The following is a 13,817-nucleotide window of genomic DNA, read 5'->3' on the forward strand; positions in this document are numbered from 1 at the left end:
CATGTCGCTGCCGCCGCTTTCGCCCGAGCAACTCGTCAAGCCCGCCCATTTCGAACTGCGCATGAGCCTGATCTTTGCGACGCTGTTCGTGTCGCAGGGCACGCATCTGCCGTATTTTCCGCTTTGGCTGGAGGCGAAAGGTTTTCATGCCGAGCAGATCGCCGTCATCCTGGCAGCGCCGATGTTCCTGCGCGTCGTGACGACGCCGATGCTCACCGCGCTGGCCGATCGGGCGAAGGACCGCGCCAACGTCTATATCGCGCTTGTCGCGGCTACGATGATCATTTCGGCCGGCTATTTCCTGCCGGCCAGCTATGCGGGCGTGCTCGCCGTCTCGCTGCTGGTCTCGATCCCCTGGGCGCCGCATTCGCCGATGGCCGATTCGCTGGCGCTGTCGGGCGTGCGCCGGTTCGGCTCCAACTACACCGCGATGCGCAAATGGGGCTCGATCACCTATCTTTGCGCCAATGTGGTGGGCGGCTTCATCCTGGCAGCCACGGGTCCTCAAGCTGTTCCGGTGATCATCTTCGTGGCCCTTGCCGCAGCTCTTGTCGCGGGACTGTGGGCGCCGCGCATGGGGCGGCCGCGCAAGGCTTCGCCGCTGTCGGCGACCGACATCCAGCAATCGGCCCCGAGCCTCTTCAACGCCTATTTCCTCTATTTCACGCTCGGCGTCGGCATCATCACCGCTAGCCATGCCTTTCTCTACGGCTTCGTGTCGATCTACTGGAAGTCGATCGGCATCGGCGATTCCGTCGTCGGGCTGCTGTGGGCCTGGGGCGTGGTCTGCGAGGTCTGCATGTTTGTGTTCTTCAACCGCATTTTCGCCTCCGTCTCGGTCGTCAGGGTGATGGTGATCGCCGGCATTGGCTCGATCGTACGCTGGATCGCCTTTCCGCTGGTCTGGCCGCTCGGCCTGGGGGTCGCCGGCTTCTTCGGCGTCCAGACGCTGCATTCGGTGTCGGTGGCGATGGTGCTGATCGGCCTGCAGAAGATGATCGGCGAAACGGTTTCCGAAGAGCGCACCGGCGCGGCGCAAGGCATCGCCTATTTCTTCAACGGCTTCTTCATGGCCGCGGTGACGCTGGCCTCGGGGCCGCTCTATGACCGTCTCGGCGTCGACGGCTTCCTGGCGATGATCCCGATCGCGATCATCGGCCTCCTGCTGATCGGCCTTGCCGCGCGCTCAGCCCCACAGCGCGCGGCCAGGGGGTGACACCAGCGATCCCTGGTAGGCGAGACCGGGCTCGCGGTCGCGCGCAAGCAGAAGCGGCCCGTCGAGGTCGACGAAATCGGCGCCTTGAGCCAAGAGCACGGCCGGCGCCATGGCGAGCGACGTGCCGACCATGCAGCCCACCATGATGCCGAAACCCAGCTCGCGGGCACGGTCGCGAAGGATCAGCGCTTCGGTCAGGCCGCCCGACTTGTCGAGCTTGATGTTGACGGCGTCGTAGAGGCCGATCAGCGCTTCGAGGTTCTTCGCCTCGTGCACGCTTTCGTCGGCGCAGATCGGCACGGGATGGTCGATTTCGCGCAAGATGCCGTCGCGGCCGGCCGGCAGCGGCTGCTCGATGAGCCCGATGCCATGCTCCGCCGCGAAAGCGAGATTCGCCTCGATGTTCTCGTCCGTCCATCCCTCGTTGGCGTCGAGGATGATGCGGCTTTGCGGCGCGGCTTCCGTCACGGCACGGATCCTTGCCATGTCGTTGTCGCCGCCGATCTTGACCTTGAGCAGCGGCCGCGATGCATTGGCGCGTGCCTGGGCGGCCATCGCCTCAGGCTCGGCGAGCGACAGCGTATAAGCGGTTTCCAGCGCCTTCGGCGAAACCGCGCCGATCGCGTCCGCCACCGGCCTGCCGCTCAGCTTGGCCTCGAGGTCCCACAAGGCGCAGTCGACGGCATTGCGGGCCGCGCCGGCCGGCATGGCGGCCAGCAGGGCGGTGCGGCCGATGCCGCCGATGATCTGTCCGCGCATCGCCTCGATTGCGGCGCGCACGCCCTCCATGGTCTCGCCGTAGCGCTTGTAGGGAACGCATTCGCCGCGCCCGGCATGCCCATTCTCGTCGATCGTGACGGTGATGACTTCGGCTTCGGTCTTCGATCCGCGCGAGATGGTGAAGGTGCCTGCGATCGGGAATCGCTCGGCCTCGACCGAAATGCCACGCGCCATATTTTTCTTCTCCGGCTGTGCGACACCGGTCTGCCGGCAAATCGACACGCCAGTCCCGTCACGCTAAACAGGACGCCATGTTGACCATCCGCAAACGCGACGCAAGCCGCACGCCCGCCGGTGAGCCCAATCACCAGCCGCGCATCGCCGTCGGCGAGGAAGGCGGCGTGCTCGGCTGCGCTTTTTCCGGCGTCTGGACGACGCGGACCGTGGCATCGGTCGACGCCGAGATGCGCAAGATCGAAAAGCGCGACAGCGCCAAGACGCTGATGCTCGATCTTTCCAAGATCGAGAAGATGGACACGGCCGGCGCCTGGCTGATCGATCGGCTGGCCAGCGCCTTCGAGAAGAAAGGCGTCGAGGTGCATGTGCAGGGGCAGAGCGAGATCGCCTCGATCCTGCTCGGCGCCGTCGGCGACGCGGTGCGGCGCGAGCCCGAATCGGGACCGGCCGGCCCGCCCAACATCATCCTGCGCGCGCTGGAGCTTGTCGGCCGCCGCGTCTACGAGATGCGCGACGACTTCCTCGCCTCGATGAACATCCTCGGCGCCACCATCCGCGGCGCGCAGATGAAGCTCGGCCGCGGCCATGCCGTCAATCCGGCCGCGATCTTCAATCAGATCGACCGCATGGGCGTCGGCGCCATTCCGGTGGTGGTGCTGATGTCGGCCATCGTCGGCGCCATCGTCGCACAGCAGGGGGCCTACCAGCTCAGCTATTTCGGCGCCGACATCTTCGTCGTCGACCTCGTCGGCGTGCTGATCCTGCGCGAGCTCGGCGTGCTGATGACGGCGATCATGCTCGCCGGCCGTTCAGGCAGCGCCATCACCGCCGAGATCGGCTCGATGAAGATGCGCGAGGAGGTCGACGCGCTGAAGGTGATCGGGCTGAACCCGATCGGCGTGCTGGTGTTTCCGCGCCTCGTCGCGCTGGTGATCGCGCTGCCATGCCTGACGATCATCGCCAATTTCGCCGCGCTTGGCGGCGGCATCATCGCCGCGTGGCTCTATTCCGACATTCCGCCGGCCGCCTTCATCGACAGGCTGCGTGTCGCCATCGACCTCAGCACCATCTTTGCCGGCCTGATCAAGGCGCCGTTCATGGCCATGATCATCGGCACCATCGCGTCGGTCGAGGGCATGAAGGTCGGCGGCAGCGCCGAGTCGCTCGGCCGGCACGTGACCGCCTCGGTGGTGAAGTCGATCTTCGTCGTCATCATCCTCGACGGGCTCTTCGCCATGTTCTACGCAGCGATCGAGTTCTGAGATGGCAGGCGCAAGCGGCAACGGGGTCCAGACGGCGCAGGACGCGGATGAAAGCGAAATCGTGCTTTCGGTCCGCGACGTAACCGTCGCCATCGAGGACAAGCTGATCCTCGACAAGCTTTCGCTCGACATCACGCGTGGCGAGATCCTGGGCTTCGTCGGCGCCTCGGGCGCCGGCAAGTCGGTTCTGCTGCGCACCATCCTCGGGCTGATGCCCAAGCAGTCCGGAACGATCAGGCTGTTCGGCGTCGACGTCGACAAGGCAAGCGAGGTCGAGCGCCTGCGCATCGACATGCGGCTGGGCGTCCTGTTCCAGCACGGCGCGCTGTTTTCGGCGCTGACGGTGCAGGAAAACGTGCAGGTGCCGATGCGCGAATATCTCGACCTGCCGAAGAAACTGATGGACGAGCTCGCCTTGCTCAAGGTCGAGCTGGTGGGGCTGCCACCGGACGCGGCGCAGAAATTCCCCTCCGAGCTGTCGGGCGGCATGATCAAGCGCGCGGCGCTTGCGCGCGCGCTGGCGCTCGATCCGGACATCGTCTTTCTCGACGAGCCGACCTCCGGCCTCGATCCGATCAGCGCCGCCGAGTTCGACGAGCTGGTCGTCAAGCTGCGCGATACGATGGATTTGACGGTTTACATGGTCACGCACGACCTCGACACGCTGTTCACCGCCTGCGATCACGTGGCGGTGCTCGGCAAGAAGAAGGTGCTGGTCGAAGGGACGATCGACGACATGCTGAAGAGCGAAGAGCCGTGGGTCAAATCCTATTTCCGCGGAAAACGCGCCCGCCAACTTGATCTTGCGGCACGCGCATAGCCATAAGTGGGGCAATGGAAACCAGAGCCAACTATGTAATTGTCGGCATCTTCACGCTGGCCGCGATCCTCGCGGCCTTCGCCTTCGTCTATTGGACGGCCGCGATCGGCGAACGGGGCGAGACGACGCTCCTGCGCGTGCGCATCCCGGGCTCGGCTTCCGGCCTCGGCCGCGGCAGCTTCGTGCTCTTCAACGGCGTCAAGGTGGGCGACGTCAAACGGGTCTATATCGACGTCGACAATCCGACCGTCGCCATCGCCGATACCGAGATCGACCGCATGACGCCGATCACCAAGTCGACGCAGGCCGATATCGGGCTTGCCGGACTTACCGGCCAGGCCAATATCGAGCTCAGGGGCGCGGATCCCAAGGAAGCGAAGCTCCTCGACGAGGCGGAGAAGGAAGGCAGAGTTCCGGAGATCGTCGCCAATCCGTCGGCCGTGACCAACCTGCTGCAGACGGCGCAGAACATCTTCACCCGTGCCGACAAGGTGCTCTCCGAGCTGGAAGGCTTCACCCGGGATGTTCGCGGACCGCTGACGCAGACCGTCAAGAACGTCGAGACCTTCTCCGATGCGCTGGCCAAGAATTCGGACGGTATCGACAAGTTCCTGTCCGCCGTAAGCTCGCTTTCAGAGCAATTGCAGAACGTCTCAGGCCGATTGGACAGCACGCTGAAGGCGGCCGAGGGCCTGCTCAACTCGGTAGACAAGGACCAGATCAAGAGCATCGTCGCCAACGTCAACACGGTCACCGCCAATCTGAAGGAGACCAGCGGGCAGTTGGACGCCGTGCTGAAGAACGTCGATACCGCCGTGGGGTCGGTCAACGACTTCGCCAAGCAGACGCAAGGGACGTTCGCCAAGGTCGACAAGGTGCTCGATGGGATCGATCCCGCGGATGTCCGCACGGCGCTCGCCAACATCCAGAAGGCGAGCGACAGCGCGAACAAGGCGGCCTCGGATATCGCCAAGGTCACCGACAAGATCGCCAATCGCTCCGACGACATCAATGACACCATCAAGAATGCCCGCCAGCTCGCGCAGCGCCTCAACGACGCCTCGGTGCGCGTCGACGGCATCCTCGCCAAGGTCGACCAGCTTCTCGGATCCGGCGAGGCCAACGGCGTGATGGCGGATGCCAGGGCGACGCTGAAATCCTTCAAGCAGGTCGCCGATACGTTGAACGCGCGCCTCGGCACCATCACCGACAATCTGGCGCGCTTCTCGGGTTCGGGGTTGCAGGAAGTGAAAGCGCTGGTGCAGGACAGCCGGCGCTCGATCAACCGCATCGAGGAAGCGGTGACCGATCTCAGCCGCAACCCGCAGCGCATACTGACGGGCGGCGAAGGAGAGGTTCGTCAGTTCGACGGCAGGGCGCGGCGTTGACTTCGGCTGCGACGAACGCCAAGAACATGGATTGCAGCTGCAAGTTGATCGTCAGATCCGGGGACATAACGGGGATCGCGCGTGAAATCGGGTAGAGGGTTGAAGTCGGTTGCCGCCGTGGCGCTTGTGTTGACGCTCGCCGGCTGCGCGGCACTGGGGGGCAAGCCGACGCCGCTCGATACGTTCGAGCTTTCCGCTCCGTCGGTCGACATGCGCGGCCACAGCCGCCGTCAGATCCTGATCGCGCAGCCTTCGGCGCTGAAGGCGCTGGACAGCCAGAACATCGTCATCAGGCCGTCCGACCAGTCGATCCAGTTCCTCAAGGGCGCGCAATGGGCGGACCGCCTGCCGCTGATCGTGCAGGCAAGGCTCGCCGAGACCTTCCAGCGCTCGGGCAGCTTTGCCGGCGTCGGCAAGCCGGGCGAGGGGCTGGCGATCGACTACCAGATCATCGTCGAGGTGCGGTCCTTCGAGGTCCGGGTCAATGGCGGCGAGCATGCCGACGTCGACCTGTTCGTGCGCGTTCTCAACGACCGCAACGGCGAGGTGCGCGCCTCGAAGAGCTTCACGGCGAGCGCCCCGGTCTCCGGCAGCGGCAACGCCGCCTATGTCGGCGCGATGGACAACGCCTTCGGCCAGGCGGCGAAGGACATCGTCCGCTGGACGGATACGGTGATCTGAGCGACTGATCGAACAGGGCAATTGCCCGGAAACAACCGGACATGAAAAAAGGCGGGCCTTGGCCCGCCTTTTTCATGTCCTTTCGATCCGCTGCTTACTGCAGGCGGCCGCTGGCGTGGGCCAGCATGGTGTAGACCTTGCCGGTGTCGGACGTGAGATAAGTCTGCGCCATGATGTTGTCGCGATCGTTGCGCGAGACGTCCTTGAGCAGCTTCTCGAAATCGTCGCAGTAGCGGTCGACGGCGGCACGGAACTCGGCCTCGGCCTGGTACTTGCGACGGATCTCGTCGAAGGTCTGCTGGCCCTTCAGCGTGTAGAGCCGGCGCGTGAACACGTCGCGTTCGCCGCGGCGATAGCGGTTCCACAGCTCGATCGAGGCGTCGTGGTCGATGGCGCGCGCGATGTCGACGGACAGCGAGTTGAGCGATTCCATGACATGCAGCGGCGTGCGCTGTGCAGGCGCTGCGCGCGGCGCTTCGGCGGGCGCTGCCGGCTTCAGCTCCTCCTCGCGCGAGGCGTTGGTCAGCAGATCGCGCACCCAGCCGCCCTGCGGTGTGCGGCCGTTCGGATCGCGGCGCGGCGCCTCGGCGGGACGCTCGAGATCGAGTGTTCCGCGCAGCGTCGTCTCGGCGAGCGGTGCCGGCGGGGTCCGGCGCTCCGGCTGAGGCTGCTGCTGCTGTGGCGCAGGCGGACGGCGCAACGGCTGCTCGGCGGGGCGGGCCGGTGCCTGGGGTGCCGGGCGCAGCCCGCGCGGCTCACCAGCCTCACTGCTGCCGCTGCGGCCGGATTTCGCAACGATATCCGACAGTTCCTTGAGCGCGTTGATCTGCTCGGATACGGCGCGGCGGATGGCAGAGGTCGATTCCTTGGCCTCCTCCGGCATCTCGATGACGCCCTTCTTCAGCTCGGCGCGGGTCAGGTCCAACTCGCTCTTGATGGAGCCCGCGGTGCGTCGCATCTCCTCGGTCGCGTCGGCGAAGCGCCGCGTCGCCGAATCGACGACCTCGGCGATGGCCGTGCGGATCTTCTCCGCCGATTCCATGGTGCGCCCTTCGGCGGTTTGCATCGTCTGACTGACCAGATTCTCGAATGAGCGCATCACCTTCTCGAGGTCTTCCGACTTCTTGACCAGTCCGACGGCGAGATCCTCGAGCGAGGATTGACGCTCCAGCGTGTGCTCCAGATTGCTCTGCGCGGAACTAAGCAGATTGGAAGCGCTGGACAGCAGGCGGCTGTGCTCGTCGAACTTGGTCGCGATCGAGGCGACCTCGCGCAACGTCGCCGACGACAGATCGGTGAGCCGAGTCGTATTCGAATCGACGAGACGCGCCGAGCTGGCGAAGGTTTGCGCAGCCTTTTCCGTGGTCGAGGCGAAGCTCTGCGTGCTGCCGGTCAGGCGCTCCTCGATCTGGCCGAGGTTGACGGCAGCCTGGTCGATCAGCTGGCCGAGCTGTGCGCTGGAGTTGCCCATGCGGCCGATGAGGTCGGCAACGCTTTCGGCCAGCGTCGAGCGCGCGCCTTCGACAGCCGAAAGCGTCTCGGCGGTACGGTTGGCGAGCGCATTGACGAGGGCCGCGTTTTCGCTGCGCAGCTTCTCGGTTGCCCGTTCGGTGACCTCTTCCATGCTCTTTTGCAGCTCGGAACCGCCCTGGGCGAAGCGCTCGACCAGGGGACGCGCCGTCTCGTCGAGGATCTTCGACATCTCGGCGGAGCGCGCCGCGAGCATGGTGTTGAGCTCGCGGGTGTTGGCGCCGATGGTCTTTGCCGCATCGTTGGTGCTCTGGCCGATATGCTGGCCGACCGCCGTGAAGGTCTCGGCGATGACGTTGGCGCGCGAGATGAGCTGCGCCTCGGCGCTGGAGACCTGATCGTTGAGCTTCTGGCCCATGGTTTCGGCAGTGGAGGCCAGGCGGTTCTCGACGCTCGCCACCTGCTCTTCGACACGGGCAGCCGCCGCAGCGGCGCTTGAGGCCAGGCGCTCGTCGGCGCCGGCGAGCGCCTGCTCGATCTCGCGGGCATGGACGGCGAGTTCCTGACCGGTCTGCCGGGCGCGATCGGCGACGCGCTGTTCGGTGGCGGCGAACGCGCCGACAATGGTGTCGGCATGTTCGCCGATGCTCGAAGTGCTGCTGGCGATGCGCGACACCAGGCGGCTGTCGGCGTCGTCGAAGATGCGGGCAATCTCGGACGCCCGCGACGACAACGCTTCCGAGCCTTCCGCGATGCGCGAGATCAGATGCTGGTCGGCGGCATCGAAGATGCGGCCGAGATCGGAGGCGCGCGCGGCCAAGGCTTCGGCCGATTCGGTGATGCGCACGCTCAGCCGTTCGTCGGCGCCCTCGAAGTTGCGCAGGATGTCGCCGGCGCGAGCCGCCAGCGACTGGGCCGTCTCGACCGCGCGAGCGACCAGCTTCTGGTCGGCGGCGTCGAAAGTGCCGGCGATCTCGCCGGCGCGGGCGGCCAGCTTGTCGGCAGTTTCCTCGGCGCGGGCCATGAGCGCGTTGGACGCATCGTCGGCGCGGGCCATCAGCATGCTGGATGTGTCCTGAGCACGCTCATGCAGACGGCGGTCGGCCTGCTCGAAGGCGTTGGCGATGTCCTCGGCCCTGGCCAGCAGCGCGGCCGAAGTCTGCTCGGCGCGTTCGGCGATCTGCCTATCGGCGTCGCTGAAGGCGGCTCCGGCCTGCTCATGCAGGGCGCTTGTGACTTCCATCACCTTGTCGCGCAGCGCGCCGGCAACGAAGACGGCGGTCTTTTCGAGGACGCCGCGCACATTGTCGACGCCGGTCGAGAGCGCACGCTCCATGGTGCTGGCGCGCTCTTCGATGATGCCGGTCTGGCGGCTGAAGGCCTGCTCGATCTTCTCGACATCGGCCGCGATCGCCGCCGACATGTCGCCGCTCTTGGCGGCGATCTGGTCGATGTGGCCGGACACCGAACGGTCGACATCCTTGCGCGCATCGGCGAGCTTGGCGAGATCCTCCTCAAGGGCGCGAGCCAGCGTGTTGCGGCCCTCCGACAGCTTGCCGACATGACCGGCGATGATGTCGTCGATCTCCGAGCGGCTTTCCGCCAGCTTCTGCAGGTCGGTTTCGAGCGCACGCTTGAGGATATCACGACCTTCGGCAAGCTTCTCGACCTGGCCGGAGACCAGCCCGTCGATGCCGGCCCGGCTTTCGGCGAGCTTGGCGAGATCGGCCTCGAGAGCCCGCGTGAGCACATCGCGGCCCTCGGCGAGCTTCTCGACCTGGCCGGCAACGAGGCCATCGATTGAGGAGCGGCTTTCGGCGAGCTTGGCAAGATCCGCTTCGAGCGCCCGCTTGAGGATGTCGCGGCCTTCGGCGAGCTTCTCGACCTGGCCAGCGACCAGCCCGTCGATCGAGGAGCGGCTTTCGGCCAGCTTGGCGAGGTCATCCTCCAATGCCTTCGACAGCGTCGCGCGGTCCTGCGAGAGCCTGTCGACGTGAGTCTGCATGAGACCGCTGGCATTGATCATGTCGGAATCGAGGGCGCGCGACAGCTCGGCGCGATGGTCGCTGATCTTCTGCGAATGATCGACGATGGCGCCCTGGATGGTGTTGAGGTCGGCTTCCAGCGCGCGCTTGAGGATGTCGCGGCCTTCGGCGAGCTTCTCGACCTGGCCGGCGACCAGGCCGTCGATCGAGGAGCGGCTCTCGGCGAGCTTGGCCAGATCGTCCTCGAGCGACTTCGACAGCACCGAGCGGTCCTGCACAAGCCGGTTCTGGTGGTCGGAGATCGCGCCGCTGACCGTCTGCAAGTCGGCTTCCAGGGCCTTCGACAGCTGCGCGCGGTCGTCCAGCACCTTGTCGGAGTGTCCGGCGATGGCGCCCCTGATCGTGTTGAGGTCCGCCTCCAGGGCGCGCTTGAGGATGTCGCGGCCTTCGGCGAGCTTCTCGACCTGGCCGGCGACCAGACCGTCGATCGAGGCGCGGCTCTCGGCCAGTTTGGCGAGGTCGGATTCCAGCGTCTGCGACAGCAGGCTGCGGTCCTCGACGAGCTTGCCGGCATGACTGTCGATCAGGCCGCGAATGCCGCTCAGGTCGCCCTCCAGCGCGCGGCTGAGCTCGCCCCGATCCTCGGCGAGCTTGGTCGAATGGGTCTCGATCAGGTTCCTGATGCCGATGATGTCGGTCTCGAGTGCCTTGGCGAGCACCGCTCGCCCTTCGGCGATCTTCTCGACCTGGCCGGCGACGAGGCCGTCGATCGAAGTGCGGCTGTCCGCCAGCTTGCCGAGGTCGGCTTCCAGCGCGCGCGCCAGGATGTTGCGGCCCTCGGCCAGCTTGCCGACATGACCGGCGACCATTTCATCAATCATCGTGCGGGCTTGCACGAGTCTGCCGGAGTCTTCGTTCAAGGCCTGGGAGAGGCGGTTGCGACCCTCTTCGAGCTGTTCGAGATGGCTGCCCAGCGAAGCATCGATGGCGGCGCGCGACTCGTTGACCTTGCGCAGGTCCTCTTCCAAGGCGCGCGAGATCAAACCGCGGCCTTCCGACAGCTTCTGCACCTGATTGGTGACGGCGGCATCGATTTCGGCGCGACCCTCGGCGAACTTCGCCAGGTCCTCCTGCATGGCGGCGGCCATGCGGTCGCGGCTTTCGGAGAGCATGCGGCTGTGGTTCTCGACGGCTTCTTCAATGCCGACACGGGCATTGGCGAGCCGCTGGATGTCGGAATCAAACGAGCGCGACACGACGTGCCGGGCTGCCTCCATGCGTCCGGCGAAATCGGTGGCGCGGGCTTCGAGCATGGATGAGGTCGACGAGATGATATCGGCCATGTCTGCGCCGATCTGCGTCTTGCCCTGGTCGATCATCGCCGACAGCTGGTCCTTGCTCTCGGCAAATGTGCCGGCGATCTCGCGCGCACGTTCGACCAGGGTCTCGTTGATCTGGCGGGCACGGGCCTCGAGCGCGGCATTGAGCTTCTGCGTGCCGGTGTCGAGCGCTTCGGCGCGGGTCTGGAACTCGCCGATCAGCGCCTGGCCGCGCTCGGCCAGCGTCCGCTCGATGCCGCTGAGGCTCGCTTCGAATTCGGAGCTCAGCGAACGCGCGGCGCCGCCGAGCAGCGAGACCATGCCGCTGGTGCGGTCGTCGAGCAGGTCGGTCAGCGAGCGGGTGAGGCCGTCGGTGGTGTCGGTCAGCTTGGCGATGCGGGTATCGAGCAGGCTGGCGAAGGCCTCACCCGAGGTCGACAGGCGGTCGGTGATCGAATCGAGCCGGGTTTCGACCGAATCGAAGATCGAGGTCGAGCTTTCGTTGATGCGGTCGATCAGCGTGTCGCCGGAATTGTTGATCGTCATCGACAGCTTGGTCGAGGCGTTGAGGATCGAGTCGCGGATGATGTCGCTGGCCGAGCCGATCTCGTCGCGCAGCGTCTCATGGGCGCCGGCGATCGAGGCGCGCACACGCTCGGCATGGGTGACGACCGCTTCGCGTTCGCTGCCCAGCCCGTCAACCAGCGAGCGGATGCGGGCCTCGTTCTCGGAATAGGAGCGCTCGATCTGACTGACTTCGCTGTGGACGAGCGTTTCGAGCTCGACGGCACGCGCCAGAGTGCGCTCGATGCCTTCGCCCATGGCCGCCACCTCGCGGCGCACGGCCTGGCCGATCATCATGACGCGGTCCTGGGCAAGGTTTTCCGGCTCGGCGAGGCGGAAGGCCACTTCGGTCATCGATTGCGCGGCAAGGCGCATTTCCTGCGCGCGCCGGATCATGGCGGCGAAGGCCCAAAACAGAATGACCGGGATGATCGCCGCGACCGCCAGGCCGATCAGCTCGGGGCGGGCGAAGAACTGGTCGAAGGTGCGGATCTTCGATATGCCCGAACCGAACAGAAGATTGGCGAGGCCGCCGGCGCCCGCAATCCAGGCGAGAGAAATGAACGCTACGACCCAGTAGACAGTGCTCGACGCACGCCGGTTGAGGCTGTGCAGAAGCGTCCGGTAATCCTTCTGGCGGTCATCGTTTGCCGGCGTGAAACCGGCGGGAGCAGGCGTGAAGCCGGCCGGCTGCGGAGCGCGCGATTCGACCGGCCGCAGCTCAGCCGGCTTAGGCTGGGGCGCCGCCTTCGCGGGTTGAGGCTCATTTGCCGGCTCAGCCCTCTGGCTGCGGCCTTCGCGCGCCAGTTCGTCCGCGGCGGCCGAAATCTGGGCTTCGAGATCTTCCATCGACGCGACCATGTCGAGCCCGCCTTCGCCGCCGTTAAGGTCAAGGTCAAGCGCCTTTTCCAGTTCCGCGGCTACGTCGCTCTCGAGGGATTTGGTCGTCGTCGGTTTCTTAGCCATGCCTTCGCTACCCTGTACTAGCTGCCGCGGGACTTATGATTTTGGCCTGATTCTGGCTTGTCTGGTCCCAGACAGGAGGCTGAAAATGGACGTTCGTATCGTAATGACACACAGGGGTAAAGAAAACATGCATTCCGGGCGATACGTAAAACTTTAAATATAAGGTTAACGCAAGCGTGATTTGGGCCGCCTCCGTGACAACATTTTTCCCAGGCAACCGTTAACCCGATGGCGACGCGGGTCGCCTATTTTTTTGGCGGCGAGCCGCCTTTTGCAGGAGTTGCAGTGCGTATGCGTGGTGACATTGGAATCGCGTTTTCCATGCCCGGCGGCGACGTGTCGGGAACGGCAGGGTCGCGACCTGTGGATATGGCCCATCTTGCGCGGCAGACGATGGATGATCGCGCGCTCGAACAGGAGGTGCTGGCGCTCTTCGTGCAGCAGGCGCTTTCGGTGCGCGACAAGATCCTCGATGCCGATGCCAAGGAACGGGTGCTCCTTGCGCACAGCCTGAAAGGCTCGGCGCGCGGCATCGGCGCCTTTGCCGTCGCCGAATGCGCCGCGGCAATCGAAAAGCAGCCTGAGGACGCCCGCATGCTGAAGAAGCTCGGCGTATTGATCGAGGAAGTGCGGGACTTCATCGCCGCCATCAGCCGCTGAAGCGTCGTCCTTCAGAGGATTCGAGCGACGCGCTTTCCAACCGGCCGCCGCGCCTTAGGGCGGGCAACCGCCCACCTTCTGAAAAACGTCATTTGGCGGCGTTTTCCCACGGCAGTTGACTTGTCCGGTGGAGTGATTATCTCCGCTGCGACTCCTCAGGTGACCAATGACCAAGCTGACTTACATCGCCAATGACGGCACTCAATTCGACGTGGAAGCCGAAAACGGGTCGACCGTCATGGAAAACGCGATCCGCAACGCGGTGCCCGGCATCGAGGCGGAATGCGGCGGCGCCTGCGCCTGCGCGACCTGCCATGTCTATGTCGACGAGGCTTGGACATCCGAGGTCGGCGAGCCGGAGGCGATGGAGGAGGACATGCTGGACTTCGCCTATGACGTCCGGCCGAATTCGCGCCTGTCCTGCCAGATCAAGGTGCGCGACGCGCTCGACGGCCTCGTCGTCCGCGTGCCCGAACGCCAGGGCTGAACCAACCCTCCGTTTTCCAATTTTGCGCCTGGCTGCTTGGCA

At 65.5% G+C, this 13,817-nt stretch carries 9 protein-coding genes; 7 read left to right on the forward strand and 2 right to left on the reverse strand.

Annotated features, from left to right (window positions below):
* Nucleotide 1: 1 nt before the first annotated feature.
* Nucleotides 2-1,216: an MFS transporter gene (locus EN874_RS02415; protein ID WP_127423910.1), complete on the forward strand. Its 1,215-nt coding sequence runs from the start codon at nucleotides 2-4 to the stop codon at nucleotides 1,214-1,216.
* Here the strand turns inward: EN874_RS02415 and dgcA are convergent.
* Nucleotides 1,187-2,170: an N-acetyl-D-Glu racemase DgcA gene (dgcA, locus tag EN874_RS02420; protein WP_127423911.1), complete on the reverse strand. Its 984-nt coding sequence runs from the start codon at nucleotides 2,168-2,170 to the stop codon at nucleotides 1,187-1,189. The genes EN874_RS02415 and dgcA overlap by 30 nt on opposite strands.
* A gap of 77 nt (nucleotides 2,171-2,247) precedes the next feature.
* Between dgcA and EN874_RS02425 the strand changes: the two genes are divergently transcribed.
* From EN874_RS02425 to EN874_RS02440, 4 genes are all read left to right on the forward strand, one after another.
* Nucleotides 2,248-3,435, forward strand: coding sequence for an ABC transporter permease (locus tag EN874_RS02425; protein WP_127423912.1), 1,188 nt, complete (start codon nucleotides 2,248-2,250; stop codon nucleotides 3,433-3,435).
* 1 nt (nucleotide 3,436) lies between these two features.
* Complete coding sequence (locus tag EN874_RS02430; protein WP_127423913.1) at nucleotides 3,437-4,255, forward strand: ABC transporter ATP-binding protein; 819 nt, start codon at nucleotides 3,437-3,439, stop codon at nucleotides 4,253-4,255.
* A 14-nt stretch (nucleotides 4,256-4,269) separates the two neighbouring features.
* Nucleotides 4,270-5,643, forward strand: coding sequence for an MlaD family protein (locus EN874_RS02435; protein ID WP_126089058.1), 1,374 nt, complete (start codon nucleotides 4,270-4,272; stop codon nucleotides 5,641-5,643).
* 81 nt (nucleotides 5,644-5,724) lie between these two features.
* Complete coding sequence (locus EN874_RS02440) at nucleotides 5,725-6,324, forward strand: ABC-type transport auxiliary lipoprotein family protein (protein ID WP_127423914.1); 600 nt, start codon at nucleotides 5,725-5,727, stop codon at nucleotides 6,322-6,324.
* Between the two features lie 94 nt (nucleotides 6,325-6,418).
* Here the strand turns inward: EN874_RS02440 and EN874_RS02445 are convergent, their stop codons facing one another.
* The gene (locus EN874_RS02445; protein ID WP_127423915.1) at nucleotides 6,419-12,628 is read right to left on the reverse strand and encodes a kinesin; all 6,210 of its coding nucleotides are present in this window, start codon (nucleotides 12,626-12,628) and stop codon (nucleotides 6,419-6,421) included.
* Between the two features lie 291 nt (nucleotides 12,629-12,919).
* Here EN874_RS02445 and EN874_RS02450 point away from each other — a divergent pair, with 291 nt between their 5' ends.
* Entirely contained in the window at nucleotides 12,920-13,288 is a 369-nt protein-coding gene (locus EN874_RS02450) for an Hpt domain-containing protein (RefSeq protein ID WP_127423916.1), read from the forward strand.
* A gap of 166 nt (nucleotides 13,289-13,454) precedes the next feature.
* Nucleotides 13,455-13,775, forward strand: coding sequence for a 2Fe-2S iron-sulfur cluster-binding protein (locus EN874_RS02455; protein ID WP_126089062.1), 321 nt, complete (start codon nucleotides 13,455-13,457; stop codon nucleotides 13,773-13,775).
* Nucleotides 13,776-13,817 lie beyond the last annotated feature (42 nt).

Source organism: Mesorhizobium sp. M1D.F.Ca.ET.231.01.1.1 (assembly GCF_003999155.2).
In the GTDB taxonomy this organism is placed as follows: Bacteria; Pseudomonadota; Alphaproteobacteria; order Rhizobiales; family Rhizobiaceae; genus Mesorhizobium.